Genomic DNA, 14,778 nt, shown 5'->3' on the forward strand with positions numbered 1-14,778 from the left:
TTATAGAATCTGACTTCGCTTTTATATGCAAGTGATGCAGTCGCGCAATATTAAGCACTTTGAAAGATGCTGATACCCAAAAGGAAAGGTATTAAAAATATGGGAATAAATTCTGATCTAAATTTTGATAGCTGGATTTAATTGAGCGAAAATAAACGCCTGCAAACCTCCATACCCTGCATCCACTGTTGTCCAGAATTGAGTGCACAAGCCTTCATTGCAATCACTCTACCGGCTGCGCGGTAAAAGCGATTACCTCGACCCATGGTCTGAACCCATTCATCTGGATTAATACCCAGACGGGTCAGAATAGGTGGCATATCACTGGAGATCGATCCCCGTTTATCCAGTCGAACAGCTCGTCCACTCCAGTCTACCAAATCAAAGTAATCATACAGGGTGTAGGGAAGAGCAAGATCAGTTTTCTGACCCTGTGCTCGAAATGGCTTAAGCGTTACGGGCTGCATTCTTCCTTCACTTTTCGCGAGATGTCTGGCTCGCTCCTGAACTGAGGTGAAGTCGGATTTCTCCGGTGTTGTGGCTATCTTTGCACGAACAGGGTTAAGATCAACATAAGTCATACAAGTGAGAAGGGCTGCTTCATCCAGTAAAGCCTGGCTTTTAAAGCGCCCCTCCCAGAACCGACCCTTACAGCCGTCCTCCTTATTAGCCTCACGAGCAAGATATTCGTTAAGACATCGCATAAACCAGCTGATATCCATCAGCCGATCACGATAGGTTGCAACATAGTCGTCAACCCGTGCCAGTTCAGCAGTGTTCAGTTTATCTCTGGCAAGATATCTCTGTGCCAGGAGTGGACCAGTGAACAGTGAAGTCCAGCGCATCAGTACTTCATCTCTGGTCCATTTGTCTGCTGGGTGTCTGTTGATGTGCAGTACGACATGGTAGTGATTGGACATCACCGCATAGGCACAGACCTCGATAGCAAAGATATCAACCAGAGCCTCCAGTCTGTCGACAACCCACTGACGACGGTGCTCATAGTTCTTGCCGGTCAGATGATCCTCACCACACAGCCAGGCTCTGCGGACGCAGCGCGCGATGCAGTGATAGTACGGCGTACTGCTCGGGTCTATCAGGTTACTGCGTGCTTGAGTCATTGGGTTTTCCTGCCGGGAAAATTAATGCTTGGTAGGAAGATAGATCAGGGTAAGGTGTTGTCAAATGTATGGGTGTCCTTTTTATTTTATCTTTAGTCCATTTGTCTGCTGGGTGTCTGTTGATATGCAGTACGACATGGTAGTGATTGGACATCACTGCATAGGCACAGACCTCGATAGCAAAGATATCAACCAGAGCCTCCAGCCTGTCGATAACCCACTGACGACGATGCTCATAGTTCTTCCCGGTCAGATGATCCTCGCCACATAGCCAGGCTCGGCGGACGCAACGTGCAATGCAGTGATAGTACGGAGTGCTACTCGGGTCTATCAGGCTGCTGCGTGCTTGAGTCATTGGGTTTTCCTGCCGGGAAAATTAATGCTTGGTAGGAAGATAGACCAGGGTGAGGTGTTGTCAAAAATATGGGTGTCCTTTTTATTTTTTTCCTTTCTTTCCTTTTTCCTGTTCTTTCTTCTCCTTTTCTTATTTTTTCCACCTCGGTGAATCATCATAAGAGAAGTCTGTTTCAAAACGACCATTTGCATACAAAACAAAGGTACATTTACTCCACTTCCCTTTTTTTGACATGGATTCTAGGTTTCTTAGTTTTTCGAAGCTATCACTAAGCTCAAAACTAACGTCTAACATCTTCTTTTCACCTTGAGCGGTCAAATACCAAGCATCAAACAAAGACATATCATCATCAATCTCTGCTTCAATCTGAGCCTTTGTCCACTCTTCTGGTATTTGAGAAATAGCTTCATTACCAATTACTTGATAAAGCTTCTGAGCTTCTTGAACCATGATTACTGCCCTGCCTGGTCTTTCAGGAATATTTGTATTGGGTTGTTATCATTAACCTGATAAACAACTTTAAATTTATCTGGTCTAACAGAATCACCGACGTAAGAGGGTTGTATTTTAACCCCTACTTGGCTCCCTGCTGAAAAATCACGCTTCCAGATATTTTCAAGCTTGGGATACCCACTCGTGTTCAAGTTTTTCAAGCAATTTACTGGCTTACCATTTCCTTGAACAAAAAATTCGGGTTGATGTGTTGAGGTTCAAATTTAACCTCAGGCCGCCCCTTGTTCTTCTCCCACAACCGCTTTGTCTTTATTTGAATTGCTAGTAACCGCCTTAGCACCAGATGAATTCAAAAACACAGCCAACAAACCCGCCACAACAACCAACAGCATGCCGCTCAGAGCCAGTGTATCCGGCAAATGATCCCAGACTATCCAGCCCAGCAAGCCACTGAACACAATACCGGTGTAGTTCAGGGGTGAAACAACGCTGGCCGGGGCGCAGGTATAGGCGCGGGTATAGCACCACATGGTCAGGCAGATGGCAAAACCGATATAGAACAGCCAGGGCAGGCACCAGAGCGGGAGTGGCTTCCAGTTCAGCAGTGCCAGTGGCAGGCTGCAGATAACGGAAAGCACAAAATAATAAAACATAATCCGGCCGGAAGGCTCGGTGCGTGACAGGGCGCGGGTAGCGACCATGGATATAGCCAGAGTCAGGCCGGAGGTCAGTCCCACTAAATGCCAGATTTTGATATCAGCCATATCCGGTTGAAGTACCATAATTACGCCGACAAACCCAAGCAGCATCGGCAACCATGCCTTGCCTGGGACTTTAAATTTCATCCATAGCCAAACGACGAGGGGTACAAACAGCGGGCCACTGTTGCGGAGCAGGGCGGCATCGACCAGCGGAATTTGTGACAGTGCCGTGTAGTAAGCATAAAAGCAGAGCCAGCCACTGACACCCCGCACCAGATGTACCCCGAAGCGTTCGGTCTTGAGGGAGCGAAAGGAGTAACGCCCAAGCCAGGGCAGCATGATGACAAAACAGATCAGGTACTGAGCCAGTACAATAACCGGGATCGGAACATCAGAGGCGATCAGTTTGGTTGCAGCGGCAGCGGTGCTGGCAAAAAGCGTGGTCGCAACGGCATAGGCGACACCTTTCGGGACATTCTCCGTGGCCAGCATGGTGGTAGCTCCTGCTATGTTTTGGAATTCGAGGCCGGGCCTGATGCTCAGGCTGCAGGAATAATAACGTTTTTAGCAGGCATAAAAAAACGACCCGTGCGGGTCGTTTTTCAAATCTGGAATGCCTTCTTACGACAGAGTGAAGAACTCGGTCAGGCGCAGTGACAGCATCATGTCACCTTCGATCTGGACGCGGCCCTGCATAAAGGCCTGCATGCCGTCGATTTCACCGGTAATCAGTTCGATAAAGGTGGTTTCATCCATTTTCAGAGTAACGCTGGCGTCGTCGTGTTCACCTTCAACGATGTCGCACTGACCGTCGTTGATCGCAACGTGCCAGGATTCATTGTCACCGATAGCGAACTGGAATACGTGCTCTTCACCTGCAGCTGCTTCAGCGTTGAAACGCTCTTTCATTCCGGTAATGGTTTCGCGAACAGTTGCCATCTTGTCTCTCTCTTGAACGAGTATGATCGTTATTATCGGTTCCCAAGGTGTTTACTGCCGGAAAAATACGACAGAAACCTTGAAGATGGCTTTAGCCTACCGTACATTGCAGAACAAAATCAAACATATGTTTGAAACGTGTGTATATCCTAAAATCCGGTCAGCCGGATGTTGACTGGCGAGAAGGCTTTATTCAGGGTAGGGGATACCAGCGCTACCCGATCGCTGAAAGGGCAATAATAATGACAACAAAAGAGTGCACAAAAAAAGAGTTCACCAGCCTGAAGGATTTTTACCCGTACTATCTTTCGCAACATCAGCACCCGGTATGCCGGGCATTGCATTTTGCGGGCACGAGCTTTGGGTTAGTGCTGGCTTTTGCCGCGATAGGAACGGCCAATCCATGGCTGTTGCTTGCCGGAATAATACAGGGCTATATCTGGGCCTGGATTGGTCATTTTGTATTTGAGAAAAACAAACCGGCGACCTTTACCTATCCGCTTTACAGCTTTGTTTGTGACTTGAAAATGTATCGGGATATCTGGCTCAGGCGGTTGTAGTTTGATCCTGAAGGTGCGGCATTAAAGCCGCACGTTGTTGAAAAACTCTTGCCGGTTACAGTCGGTTCGAGTCTTGTGCTGGCTGCTGTATTCCAGCTCTCTGACAAACTGCCATCCGGCCGGGCGCAGCAGGTTCAGCAATTCGGGGTTTTGAGTCCAGGGGGTAACCTGCAGGCTTTCCACTTCGGTATTGTCCAGGAAAATAAAGTGGCTGATGGCCCGGGCCAGCGCCTGACTGTAGCATTCATCCTGAAAACGAGGATCGCCTAGCAGGGCATGGTAACTCACGCTGCCGCTATGCTCTTCTGTTGCTGCCAGCCCGGCGTCTTTTGCCAGGCAGGTTTCGATATAGCAGCAAGGTTCATTGTCGAAACTTGCCAGTAGCGGGGTTACCTGCTTTTGCTGTTGAGCTGTCCGGTTTCCGGTGTAGGCAATACAATCCTGGCTGGTGGCGGCATGGTCCGATCGGCCAATCTCCATCCATTGTTGTAAAACATGCGCCTGATGTTCGGTATCCAGCTTTTGCAGGGTAATGACGGTGTCGCTCTGAAAGTCATAGCGTTGATACAGCGTGTCCCTTTCCCGGTTTTCAGCCGCCTGTGATCCGGTTTGATGCCACAGCATACCCTGCTGATAGAACCTTGCCCGATCTACCGCGTAGACCTCGCCATCATTCATTTTGCGAATAGCATCATACTCACCACATTGATTCAGGTACTGCACCAGTGAGGGGGCAAGATAAATACGATTGAGCTGATCCGAGCGGGCAAACAAATAATCCAGCATGGAAGCAAGCAGGGGGAGAGCTGCTGCTGAAGCCGGGCTGTGATCCGACAGGCTGATATCCAGCTGGTCGGGAGAAGAGCAGTCATGCAGCATCAGCTGCAAATAACCCTGATCATTATGTGCCTTGAGGCAAAACGAAGAGAGCAGGCTCAGCCGGGGAGAGCTGGAGTGCAGCGCTGGCAGTTCAAATTCGATATGGGCTCTCATATGTGAGTTCTCCGGGGCAATACAAGTAGACAATGAATTCAGCAACAGATGGTGATCTTGACGGGAAAAGAACAAGGCGGCTGATCGGGATCATCCGGGAAAATAGTCAATAGCTCTTCATCACTGCCAAGTGTTCGGCGAGGGGGCTTATCCTGCTGCCCGGTAAATGGAAGCTGATGACGGAGACCTGTCGTATTACAGCCGGAGCAGGATATCGGTCTTTTAATCACCGAGTCAGGAATATCTGTCATATCCATAAAGCGAAATCCCCTGATAGATCAACCGGATTCAAATCTAGTACTTGTTAATGAGAATAATTATCATTAAGATCGTTTGCAACCTATTTATCATCGTACTTATACGGAGCGGTAACTCATGGACAGTGGAGCAGCTCAAAATCAAACTGAATCTTTCAGTAACGCCCCGGCTTTACTGGCGGCATTGATCTTTCAGGGAGCAGGGCAAACAGTACTGATAGCCTGTTTGCCGTTGCTGGTGGCCACAGCCGGGTTGAGTTACTCCCAGCTGATTGGTGTGATGGCTGCCGGAATCATTGTGATGCCCCTGGCTGCACTGGGGCAGAAAAGAATAAGTCACTGGTTGGGACAGCTCCGTACTATTCGGTTATCGCTATTGATGATGGGTTGCAGTTATCTGCTGCAGGCCATTACCGTTTTTGGAATGAGTCGCGGGGTATTCGTTACAAGTACATGCATCGCTTTATTACTTGTTGCATTTGTCATGTACGGCTTGTTCTCAGGAGGTTTGAACGCAGTCATACAAGAAAAACTGCTGGCTAGCGCAGAAGAACAGGATCACCAACAGATTTTGGGTAAAACATCAGTAGCTATCAATGCAGGGCGGGTGCTGGGAGCCTTGATGGGATTGTTTGCCGTTTTAAGTGGGCCCGCCAGTCTGCTGCTGGCGCTGGCTGGTATTGGTTTTGTGCTGACGATCGGATTGTCTGTTACTGACAAGCTGAGTGTGCAGCAAGACACGCTTCCTGTTATGGCGGCACAGCAAAGACTGAAGCTTTCTCCGGCTTTATCACAGTGGCCGCTGCTGCTGGTCGCGCTTTTCGTTGCGGTATTTGCCGGCATGTTGCAGTTTGGGTTGAGTCCGCTGCTGGCACTGCATGTCGGGTTTGAAGCAAATCAGACCGCGGCACTGGTATCTGGTCTGCTGATTGCCATATCAGGATTAACAGTTGTTGCACACCAGGTCAGAAGTCGCCTGTTTGCCGCCAACTCGCTCAGGGCTCTGCAAAGTGGTGTGGTCATACTGCTGGTGGCGGCGCTGTTTATTGCCGGGGCTGTGTCCCTGCAGGGTATTGCCGCCGGCCTGGCGCTGTCTGTTATTGCCGTGACTTTTATGATGCCGGTTTATACCACCATGATTATGGAAAGCCTGTCGGAATCAAAAGGTAGTGCAGCTGCCGTTGTAGCCATTGTACAGGGTGTTGGTTATGCCATGGGTGGTTTGATAACAGGATTATTGCTTGAGCAGGGCGTTGCCTGGTTGCAATGCGGACTGGTCAGTCTGGCTCTGGTATTGTTTATGGTCGCCATGCTGTTGCTGGGGGAAAGAACGCTGGACCGTTCATTCCGGATGGCGGCCTGAGTTTGTTACCTGTTGTGTTGATCGCAGCCTCTGACGACAGTGTGTGAATATAAAAATGAATGATAAATAGAATTGCAAAATCGAATTTCAAGGGAGTTAACAAATGTCTGTGTGTGATATGCCTGTAGAAGCTGTTGGCAAGGCTATCAGAATGTCTGGCTGGCCGCTGGTACAGCTGGAATTTGTCAGTCCGGCCAGCGAGGCTGATCTGCAGCAGTGGCTGGCCGAGATGGATCAGATGCTGAATGAAGGCAAACGTTTTGGGTTGCTGGTCAGTGCCCGTCCCAATAGTCAGCTCTCTCCCGAGGGCCGAAAGAATTTCAGCCTCTGGTTTAAACAGAATCGTGCCTTGCTGGCAGAAGGTTGTGCAGGCGTGGTGCGAATGACCGCCAATGAGGAGGAGGGCAATCGCATTGTTAGTGATCGTATGAAGCAGGCCATGCCATTCCCGATGATTGCTGAAACTTGTGATCATCGCGCCCGTAAATGGCTGCAATTCCGGCTACAGGCCTGACGGAATTTAAACGCAGGTTTGATTTATAAAATGCGAATCATTACTATTCTCGCGGTCAAGAATAAACATAACCTGTGCAGTCTATGGAAAAGACAACATTTGTCTTAAAAAATCTTTCGTATCGGGCCGGTGGTCGGGAAGTTTTACACCAGCTTGATACCTCAATTGCGGAAGGAAAAATCACCGCAATTGTCGGTCCCAACGGCTCTGGCAAAAGTACTCTGCTGAAACTGCTGGCAGGACTGGAGCCTGCAACATCGGGTGAGCTCAGCATTCTGGGTCGCCCGGCTGCCAAATGGCCACGCCAGCAACTGGCAAAAGAGCTGGCCATGTTGCCCCAGTCCTCGCCGGTGCCGATGGCAATCAGTGTCAGGGAACTGGTGGCTTGTGGCCGGTTCCCCTGGGTCGGTTCTTTTGGTCGCATGACCGCTGAAGACCATCGTGCAGTTGATGAGGCGCTGGAACGAACCGGGATGGCGGCTTTGGCCGACCGGGATGTCAACAATCTATCCGGTGGTGAGCGACAGCGGGTGTGGCTGGCACTGACCCTAGCACAACAGACCCGGGTTCTGCTACTGGATGAACCCACTTCCTGGCTGGATATTGGTCATCAGTTACGGCTGGTGGATATTGTCCAGACCCTGAACCGGGAGAAAAAGGTCACTGTCGTTTGGGTGCTGCATGATCTGAACCAGGCAGCCCGTTACAGTGATAACCTGCTGGTGATGCAGCAGGGCCGGCTGGTAAGGCAGGGCACCTCGGCAGAGGTTATGGATCAGGAACTGCTGCAATCAGTATTTGGCGTGCATGCTGCCCGATACTCGGATTCCAGTTATTCGGATAAGAAGTCCGGTAGTGCTCAGGATAATCATATCTGGGTGCCTGAACTGGAATACGGTGCCGCCTAAATGACTCTCAGGATACTCTTACCCGTACTGCTCTGGTGTTGCAGCGCACAGCTGTACGCGCTGCCCGGTGATAACAAAGTGAATCCGATACCGGAGCGTATTGCCGCCCTGAACTGGACCCAGGCCGAGTTTCTGCTGACGCTGGGCATTACCCCGGCGGGTGTTACCACCATCAAGGGGTATCGCCGGTGGCAAACCGATAATCCGCCATTACCGCAGGGTGTGACTGAACTGGGCCATCGAGCGGAACCCAGTCTGGAAGCACTGCGTGGACTGAAGCCGGATCTGATTCTGGGTTACAACTGGCGTCATCAGCGACTGGCGCAGAGGCTGCAGGCGATTGCCCCCACACTGTTGTTCAGTCAGTACCCTTCTGAAAGTGATAGTCGTAACTATCTGCAGCGTATGCAGGACAATTATCTGCAGGTGGCTGAATATCTCGGACGTGTGCCAGCGGCTAAAGCTCAGCTGGTGCAGTTACAGCAAGTGCTGAGCAAAGGCCGGCAACAAATTGCTGATGCCGGCCTGAGCGGTGAAACCGTCATTATGGGCAAGTTTGTGGGAATGGGTCTGGGCTTACGTGTGTTTGGTGAACAGTCACTGGCCGGTGCCATTATGCAGGAGCTGGGACTGAAGAATGGCTGGAACAGCACATTACCGGGTCGTGACTTTACCCATATTGATTTGCTGCAACTGCCTGCTGTCGGCAACGCTACGTTGCTTCTCAATGGTGGCAGTGTCAGCAAACATCGCTCCATGACTGAAGCCGCTGTCTGGCAGCAACTGCCGGCAGTTAAAGAAGACAGGGTTTACCTGTTGCCATCGTTATGGAGCTATGGCGGACCGGAGTCTGCTATTCGCATGGTGGAAGAGATTGTCAGACAGCTGACAGGGAGTCAGGTCAGTTGATTCATGAATACAACCATTCCCGCTGGCTGATGCCGGGAATGATGCTTGTCTGCCTTTTGGCGGCAGTATTTTCATTACAAGTCAGTCCAATACCCATCAGTCTTGATGCACTCTGGTCAAATACTGCCGGTACCGAACTGCAGCAATTAATGCTGACCACCCTGCTGGTTCCCCGAACATTGATGGCACTGTTATGCGGTGCTGCGCTCGGCATTGCCGGTAGCCTGATTCAGCTGGCGACCCGCAACAGCTTTGCCAGTCCGGCAACGCTGGGTGTCAATGCCGGTGCGCTGCTGGCAACGGTGCTGGGAATGGCGCTGGTTCCGGGGCTGATGGCAGAAGCACCGGTTGTGGTGGCATTCGGTGGTGCACTGGTGACGACGCTGCTGGTGATCAAATTGTCCCGAATGATTGGTGACTCACCGGTTAATCTGGTGCTGGTAGGCATGGCGATCACTCTGGCTCTGGGCGCAGTCAGTGCCGGACTGATGATGTTTCTGGAAAACCGGCTCGACGGCCTTTATACCTGGGGCGCAGGTAATCTGGCCCAACATGATTTCTCCGGTATTCAGCGTGTATTGCCGGTATTGCTGGTGCTGGGTGTGGTCAGCTGGACACTGGGTCGCAAGCTGGATCTGATTGAACTGGGTCGGGAAACCGCCCAGGGACTCGGTGTTAATGTTGCCATGCTGGTTAATGGTGCCTTGCTGGTTGCCATTGTGCTGTCGTCACTGGTAGTCAGTGAAGTGGGCATGATTAGCTTTATCGGATTGGTTGCACCACCGTTGGCCCGGTCATTGGGTTTTCGCACCAGTCGAGCCCGGATTCCGGCGGCTGCAGTGATTGGTGCAGGCTTGTTATTGGCCGCGGATATCACAGCCCGGTTTCTCTCTGGACAGCATTACAGCCTGCCGGCCGGTGCCATGACGACACTGCTGGGTGCGCCTTTCATGATCTGGATGCTGGTGCGTCGGAGAAGTGACAAGGGACGGCTGCCGTCTCCGGGACAGTCTGGTATTTCAGCGTTGATATCAATGCCACCTCTACCCGTTATTTCTGTACTGGCAGTCGTCTGTGGTTTGCTGGTCATTATGGCACTGGGTACTAGTGGAATATCCGACTGGCTTGATCTGCGTGGACCGAGGGTACTTGTAGCAGCAATGGCCGGCATTGTACTGGGTATTTCGGGCTTGCTGTTGCAGACATTGTTGAAAAACCCGCTGGCCAGCCCCGATGTTTCCGGCCTGACAACCACAGGGGTGCTGTTTGCAGTGCTGGGTGTTGTGCTGGTGCCGGGTATTTCTTCACTGGGACTGGGACTGCTTACATTGCTGGGCAGTGTGAGTGCACTCGGGTTATTACTGCTGATTGGCCGTATGACCGGCTTTCAGCCCCAGCTGTTTGCGCTGACCGGACTGTGCCTGTCCGCGCTGGCCGGAACGTTGATCAATATTGTTTTGGTGCTGGGCAGTAACCAGACCTCGGAAGTGCTGGTATGGCTTAGTGGCTCCACCTATCACAGCAGTTTGCAGGGCGGTTTTCTGCTGGCTGCCGGTGCCGCCTTGATTCTGGTTGTTGCCGGACTGTTTTCCCGCCAGCTGGATATCCTGCAACTGGGTGAAACCTGGAGTGGGTTGCTGGGTATTAATTCCCGGCCGGTCATGCTGTGGCTGCTGGCCGCAATTGCGCTGACATGTTCATTAACAGTAGCTGTGGTCGGCGGAATTTCCTTTGTTGGACTGATGGCGCCTCATATTTGTCGCGTCATTGGATTGAGCAGCCATCGTCACTTGATTCCGGCAGCAGCCCTGACCGGAGCGATCCTGATGATTGCTGCTGACTGGCTGGCTCGCAGCATGATGTATCCATTTGAATTACCTGCCGGACTGGTCGTGTCGTGCTTGGGCGGATTGTATTTTGTCGTACTGTTATTGACCGGCCGCTATGTGCGAAGAACCTGATATGTCGTAGTGACTGTCTGAATTAATTTAAAAGATTTGAAAAATCCTGCCGGGGATGCGGGAGGGGTATCCCTGTGCCTGAAAAAGATATCGGTGAACAAGGTGTCAAAAAAGGCGACAGCGCAGGCTATTCAAAATAGTTGACCATGTTTGAACCAATTGGCATGTGTCACAGGCGAATAAACAACATAAAACCAAGTGAGTAGAACAATGCTAAAGCAATCCTTATCACCGCTGGCACTGGCTGTTGCCTTTGCTGCTTACGGCCCGATGCCAGCTTCCGCCGCAGCGGAAGAAGTAACCAAGCTGGAAAAAGTAGTCGTAACGGCTTCCCGTGCCAAAGAGCAGATTTCCTCTATTGCCGGCACGGTACAGGTTATTACCGGTGCCGAGATTGCTGAACAGGCCCAGCCGGGCAAGAAACTGGCAGATATGCTGGAGCGACTGGTGCCGGGCATGGGCCCCAGTACCCAGACTGTAACTGACCGTACCCAGAGCCTGCGTGGCCGAAAAATTCTGGTATTGATTGATGGTATATCCCAGGCTGATAACCGCCAGATCAGTCGTCAGCTGAACAGTGTACGGCCGGAAAATATTGAGCGTATTGAAGTGGTTTCCGGTGCCAGTGCGATTTACGGTGGCGGTGCAACCGGTGGCATTATCAATATTATTACCAAGAATGCGAAAACAGACGGCATCAAATTTGTATCTGAAGCCGGCATTCGTACCGACGGTTCTCATCTTGGCGCCTATACCCTGAGTCAGAGTGTACAGGGGCGTGAGGGTGCATTTGATTATCTGGTGTCGGGTACCTTTGAGCAGCGCGACAGCTTCTTTGATGCTGATGGTCATCGTACCAGCCCGGACCCGTCTCAGGTCAGCCGTAATGACAGCCAGACCAAAGATGCCCTGATCAAGCTTGGTTACGATCTGGACGACAGCAAGCGTTTGCAGGCAACGGTTCAGGTTTTCCGGGATAAGATGGACAGCGACTATGCACCGGACTATGGCGACAACCTGTCCCGTCTGGGCAATAAGGATGCTGAAATCAAGGAGCCGGTAAAGGGGCTCAAACTCGAAGATCAGCCTCAAACCAAGCGTGATAGCCTCGATCTGGTATACAGTGATGATGAGTTTTTCGGTAATCAACTGACAGCCCAGGCCTACTACCGAGAGCGTGAAGCCCGTTTCTACCCTTACGCCTATGACTACCGTCGAGTGATTAATCAGGTACTGGTAAACCAGTCCACCTCCAAGGCAAAAGTCTATGGTTTGAAGCTGGCTCTGGACAAGGCCCTGTCAGATGAGCTGAGTATTTCCTATGGTCTGGACTATGACATTGACAAGGGTGAGCAGGAAGCTCGTAGTTATGATGGCCAAACCTTTATTGACAGTAATGGCAAGGAATTCAAGCCGGTTGGTGGAACCTACGATTATGGTCCCGATGTCACTACCAAAACACTGGGTCTTTTCGCTCAGGGTAATTATGACCTGACTTCCGATGTCACCCTTAATTTTGGTTGGCGTCACGAGCGGGCCAAAATGGATATCAGCGACTACAACCCGGTTGCTGAAAGCTGGTTTGTACCTGTGCTGCCAGTACCCAAGGTGTATACCCCGTTGAAAGGTGGCTCCAAAAAATATGACGCCAACCTGTTCAATTTTGGTGCGGTTTATCGTCTGAATGATTCACATCAGGTGTTTGCCAACTATGCTGAGGGCTTTGAAGTACCGGATGCTGCGCGTCTGCTGCGTAATGCGGTGGCTGAAGGCAGTATTCTGACCCAGGTACCTCAGCTGGGCGGTTTGATCAAACCGACAACCGTTGAAAAGGCCAACCTTGATGCTATCAAGATCAGGAGTTATGAGCTGGGATGGCGTGGCCAGTTTGACAGTGCCGATGCTGCTGTCACCCTGTTCTATAATGAGTCTGATAAAACCATCGATTTCAATGCAGATTTCAGTGTCGACCTGCTCGATCAGAAAAAGAAAGTCTATGGTATTGAAGCCCGTGCGGACTACTTCGTAAACGACAACTGGAGTGTGGGTGGCAGCTATGCCTTTACCGAAGGCCGCAGCTACTACAAGGATATCGGTAAATGGCTGGACCTGCAGGCGGCTGATGTTTCTCCCCAGAAGATCACCGCTTATGTGCGCTATGAGCAGGAGGGTATGAATGTCCGCCTGCAGGCTGTTAATTTTGCCGATTATGATAAGGGCAAGAAATACACTGCCAGCAGTAAGACCTATACCGATCGTAAAACCAAGGGCTATACCACGGTTGACCTGATGGCATCCTATGATCTGCCAGTGGGTACAGTCAGTGGCGGGATTACCAACCTGTTTAATGAAGACTACCAGACTGTTTACAGTCAGTGGGCGCGTCAGACCTATGATGGCCTGAGTTCTTCCAAAGCAGAAGGCCGTGCTTATGTACTCAGCTACCGGGTAGAGTACTAAGAGAGAGGCAGGAAAGATAATTTCACTCAAATTGAGGTGAAATAAGAATTTCCGTTCATACCAAAACAACGGTAAGCATCTATCCTTGAGGGCACTTATGCCGGAGATAGACTGTAATGAGCGCTTATCGTTTCTATATGCCTGCTCTCAACCATATGGGAGCAGGCTGCCTTGATGAAGCCATTTCAGATATTCGTACCCTGGGATTAAAGAAAGCACTTGTTGTGACTGACAAGGTTCTGGTGGATATCGGCCTTGTTGCCAGCGTGACCGAGAAGCTTGGTACCGCTGGAATTACCTGTGTTGTCTTTGATGAAACCAAGCCCAACCCGACGGTAAAAAACGTAGAGGACGGATTGGCACAATTACAAAGTGCTGACTGTGACTGTGTGATTTCTCTAGGCGGTGGCTCGCCTCATGACTGTGCCAAGGGGATCGCCCTTGTTGCCAGTAATGGCGGCAAGATTGGAGACTATGAAGGTGTCGACCAGTCCGAGAATCCACAACTGACGCTGGTCTGCATTAACACCACGGCCGGTACAGCCAGCGAGATTACCCGTTTCTGTATTATTACCGATGAACAGCGCCATATTAAAATGGCGATTGTCGATAAAAATACGACTCCGGCTATGTCGGTCAATGACCCCAGCCTGATGCAGGGCATGCCCCGGCAGCTGACCGCGGCAACCGGAATGGATGCTTTAACTCATGCAGTCGAAGCCTATGTCTCGACTGCATCGACTCCGGTAACCGATGCCTGTGCCCTGCAGGCGGTTGAACTGATTTCCACCTGGCTGCGCAAAGCCGTGTATGACGGCGATAATATGGAAGCCCGGGATCAGATGGCCTATGGCCAGTTGCTTGCAGGGATGGCGTTTAACAGTGCCAGCCTCGGGTATGTGCATGCCATGGCGCACCAGCTGGGTGGTTTCTATGACCTGCCGCACGGGGTTTGTAACGCGATTCTATTACCTCATGTTGAAGCCTATAACTCCAAGGTATGCCCGGACAAGCTGGCCAGGGTGGCTGCGGCTATGGGTGTTGATATTTCTGGTTTAACACCGCGGGAAGGTGCGGAACGGGCGCTGGAAGAAATTCAGGGATTGTCCTGGGATGTGGGTGTTCCTGAAGGGCTTGAAGTTATAGGGGTCAAGAAAGAGGACTTCGGGACTTTGGCGGATAATGCCCTGAAAGATGCCTGTGGTTTAACCAACCCGATTCAGGCGACAAAAGAAGAGATAATAGAAATTTTTGAAGGTGCATTTTGATCATAAAAATTCATGT

16 protein-coding genes are annotated in these 14,778 nt (G+C 50.9%); 8 read left to right on the forward strand and 8 right to left on the reverse strand.

Annotated elements, in window-relative coordinates:
- Positions 1 to 137: 137 nt before the first annotated feature.
- The 6 genes from ACYZZ0_RS01320 to ACYZZ0_RS01345 form a co-directional block, all read right to left on the reverse strand.
- Positions 138 to 1,121, reverse strand: a complete 984-nt coding sequence (locus ACYZZ0_RS01320) for a transposase (protein WP_461534765.1) — start codon at positions 1,119 to 1,121, stop codon at positions 138 to 140.
- Positions 1,102 to 1,476 carry a transposase gene (locus ACYZZ0_RS01325; protein WP_461534766.1) on the reverse strand — a complete coding sequence of 125 codons (375 nt, stop codon included), beginning with the start codon at positions 1,474 to 1,476 and terminating at the stop codon, positions 1,102 to 1,104. Before ACYZZ0_RS01325 ends, ACYZZ0_RS01320 begins: the two co-directional genes overlap by 20 nt.
- A gap of 129 nt (positions 1,477 to 1,605) precedes the next feature.
- A complete protein-coding gene (locus tag ACYZZ0_RS01330) occupies positions 1,606 to 1,926 on the reverse strand; it encodes an immunity protein YezG family protein (RefSeq protein WP_461534767.1) in 321 nt (106 codons plus the stop codon).
- 2 nt (positions 1,927 to 1,928) lie between these two features.
- Positions 1,929 to 2,129 carry a DNA/RNA non-specific endonuclease gene (locus ACYZZ0_RS01335; protein WP_461534768.1) on the reverse strand — a complete coding sequence of 67 codons (201 nt, stop codon included), beginning with the start codon at positions 2,127 to 2,129 and terminating at the stop codon, positions 1,929 to 1,931.
- A 69-nt stretch (positions 2,130 to 2,198) separates the two neighbouring features.
- Positions 2,199 to 3,122, reverse strand: coding sequence for a DMT family transporter (locus ACYZZ0_RS01340; protein WP_461534769.1), 924 nt, complete (start codon positions 3,120 to 3,122; stop codon positions 2,199 to 2,201).
- Between the two features lie 129 nt (positions 3,123 to 3,251).
- Positions 3,252 to 3,569 carry an SCP2 sterol-binding domain-containing protein gene (locus ACYZZ0_RS01345; protein WP_461534770.1) on the reverse strand — a complete coding sequence of 106 codons (318 nt, stop codon included), beginning with the start codon at positions 3,567 to 3,569 and terminating at the stop codon, positions 3,252 to 3,254.
- A gap of 242 nt (positions 3,570 to 3,811) precedes the next feature.
- Here ACYZZ0_RS01345 and ACYZZ0_RS01350 point away from each other — a divergent pair, with 242 nt between their 5' ends.
- Positions 3,812 to 4,129: an Mpo1-like protein gene (locus ACYZZ0_RS01350; protein WP_461534771.1), complete on the forward strand. Its 318-nt coding sequence runs from the start codon at positions 3,812 to 3,814 to the stop codon at positions 4,127 to 4,129.
- Positions 4,130 to 4,150: 21 nt separating this feature from the next.
- On the opposite strand, the gene ACYZZ0_RS01355 is transcribed toward ACYZZ0_RS01350, so the two are convergent.
- Both ACYZZ0_RS01355 and ACYZZ0_RS01360 read right to left on the reverse strand, forming a co-directional pair.
- Positions 4,151 to 5,122, reverse strand: coding sequence for a GNAT family N-acetyltransferase (locus ACYZZ0_RS01355; RefSeq protein ID WP_461534772.1), 972 nt, complete (start codon positions 5,120 to 5,122; stop codon positions 4,151 to 4,153).
- 38 nt (positions 5,123 to 5,160) lie between these two features.
- On the reverse strand, positions 5,161 to 5,379 hold the full coding sequence (locus tag ACYZZ0_RS01360; RefSeq protein ID WP_461534773.1) for a hypothetical protein: 219 nt from the start codon (positions 5,377 to 5,379) through the stop codon (positions 5,161 to 5,163).
- A gap of 118 nt (positions 5,380 to 5,497) precedes the next feature.
- On the opposite strand from ACYZZ0_RS01360, the gene ACYZZ0_RS01365 reads away from it, so the two are divergent.
- The 7 genes from ACYZZ0_RS01365 (at position 5,498) to ACYZZ0_RS01395 (ending at position 14,762) form a co-directional block, all read left to right on the forward strand.
- Positions 5,498 to 6,742: an MFS transporter gene (locus ACYZZ0_RS01365; RefSeq protein ID WP_461534774.1), complete on the forward strand. Its 1,245-nt coding sequence runs from the start codon at positions 5,498 to 5,500 to the stop codon at positions 6,740 to 6,742.
- A gap of 103 nt (positions 6,743 to 6,845) precedes the next feature.
- The gene (locus ACYZZ0_RS01370) at positions 6,846 to 7,256 is read left to right on the forward strand and encodes a hypothetical protein (RefSeq protein ID WP_461534775.1); all 411 of its coding nucleotides are present in this window, start codon (positions 6,846 to 6,848) and stop codon (positions 7,254 to 7,256) included.
- A gap of 83 nt (positions 7,257 to 7,339) precedes the next feature.
- Complete coding sequence (locus tag ACYZZ0_RS01375) at positions 7,340 to 8,164, forward strand: ABC transporter ATP-binding protein (RefSeq protein ID WP_461534776.1); 825 nt, start codon at positions 7,340 to 7,342, stop codon at positions 8,162 to 8,164.
- On the forward strand, positions 8,165 to 9,073 hold the full coding sequence (locus ACYZZ0_RS01380; protein WP_461534777.1) for an ABC transporter substrate-binding protein: 909 nt from the start codon (positions 8,165 to 8,167) through the stop codon (positions 9,071 to 9,073). It begins immediately after the preceding gene.
- The gene (locus ACYZZ0_RS01385; RefSeq protein ID WP_461534778.1) at positions 9,070 to 11,034 is read left to right on the forward strand and encodes an iron ABC transporter permease; all 1,965 of its coding nucleotides are present in this window, start codon (positions 9,070 to 9,072) and stop codon (positions 11,032 to 11,034) included. Before ACYZZ0_RS01380 ends, ACYZZ0_RS01385 begins: the two co-directional genes overlap by 4 nt.
- Before the next feature lie 210 nt (positions 11,035 to 11,244).
- Positions 11,245 to 13,494: a TonB-dependent receptor gene (locus tag ACYZZ0_RS01390; RefSeq protein WP_461534779.1), complete on the forward strand. Its 2,250-nt coding sequence runs from the start codon at positions 11,245 to 11,247 to the stop codon at positions 13,492 to 13,494.
- A 116-nt stretch (positions 13,495 to 13,610) separates the two neighbouring features.
- Positions 13,611 to 14,762, forward strand: coding sequence for an iron-containing alcohol dehydrogenase (locus tag ACYZZ0_RS01395; protein ID WP_461534780.1), 1,152 nt, complete (start codon positions 13,611 to 13,613; stop codon positions 14,760 to 14,762).
- The last annotated feature ends 16 nt before the right edge of the window (positions 14,763 to 14,778 follow it).

It is taken from the genome of Spongorhabdus nitratireducens, from assembly GCA_947387575.1.
GTDB lineage: Bacteria > Pseudomonadota > Gammaproteobacteria > Pseudomonadales > Endozoicomonadaceae > CANDOC01.

Excerpts from the sequence above, each read along its gene's own strand:
- ACYZZ0_RS01320 (WP_461534765.1), bottom strand. The coding sequence starts at position 1,121 with ATGACTCAAGCACGCAGTAACCTGATAGACCCGAGCAGTACGCCGTAC.
- ACYZZ0_RS01325 (WP_461534766.1), bottom strand. The coding sequence starts at position 1,476 with ATGACTCAAGCACGCAGCAGCCTGATAGACCCGAGTAGCACTCCGTAC.
- ACYZZ0_RS01330 (WP_461534767.1), bottom strand. The coding sequence starts at position 1,926 with ATGGTTCAAGAAGCTCAGAAGCTTTATCAAGTAATTGGTAATGAAGCT.
- ACYZZ0_RS01340 (WP_461534769.1), bottom strand. The coding sequence starts at position 3,122 with ATGCTGGCCACGGAGAATGTCCCGAAAGGTGTCGCCTATGCCGTTGCG.
- ACYZZ0_RS01345 (WP_461534770.1), bottom strand. The coding sequence starts at position 3,569 with ATGGCAACTGTTCGCGAAACCATTACCGGAATGAAAGAGCGTTTCAAC.
- ACYZZ0_RS01350 (WP_461534771.1), top strand. The coding sequence starts at position 3,812 with ATGACAACAAAAGAGTGCACAAAAAAAGAGTTCACCAGCCTGAAGGAT.
- ACYZZ0_RS01355 (WP_461534772.1), bottom strand. The coding sequence starts at position 5,122 with ATGAGAGCCCATATCGAATTTGAACTGCCAGCGCTGCACTCCAGCTCT.
- ACYZZ0_RS01360 (WP_461534773.1), bottom strand. The coding sequence starts at position 5,379 with ATGGATATGACAGATATTCCTGACTCGGTGATTAAAAGACCGATATCC.
- ACYZZ0_RS01365 (WP_461534774.1), top strand. The coding sequence starts at position 5,498 with ATGGACAGTGGAGCAGCTCAAAATCAAACTGAATCTTTCAGTAACGCC.
- ACYZZ0_RS01370 (WP_461534775.1), top strand. The coding sequence starts at position 6,846 with ATGTCTGTGTGTGATATGCCTGTAGAAGCTGTTGGCAAGGCTATCAGA.
- ACYZZ0_RS01375 (WP_461534776.1), top strand. The coding sequence starts at position 7,340 with ATGGAAAAGACAACATTTGTCTTAAAAAATCTTTCGTATCGGGCCGGT.
- ACYZZ0_RS01380 (WP_461534777.1), top strand. The coding sequence starts at position 8,165 with ATGACTCTCAGGATACTCTTACCCGTACTGCTCTGGTGTTGCAGCGCA.
- ACYZZ0_RS01390 (WP_461534779.1), top strand. The coding sequence starts at position 11,245 with ATGCTAAAGCAATCCTTATCACCGCTGGCACTGGCTGTTGCCTTTGCT.
- ACYZZ0_RS01395 (WP_461534780.1), top strand. The coding sequence starts at position 13,611 with ATGAGCGCTTATCGTTTCTATATGCCTGCTCTCAACCATATGGGAGCA.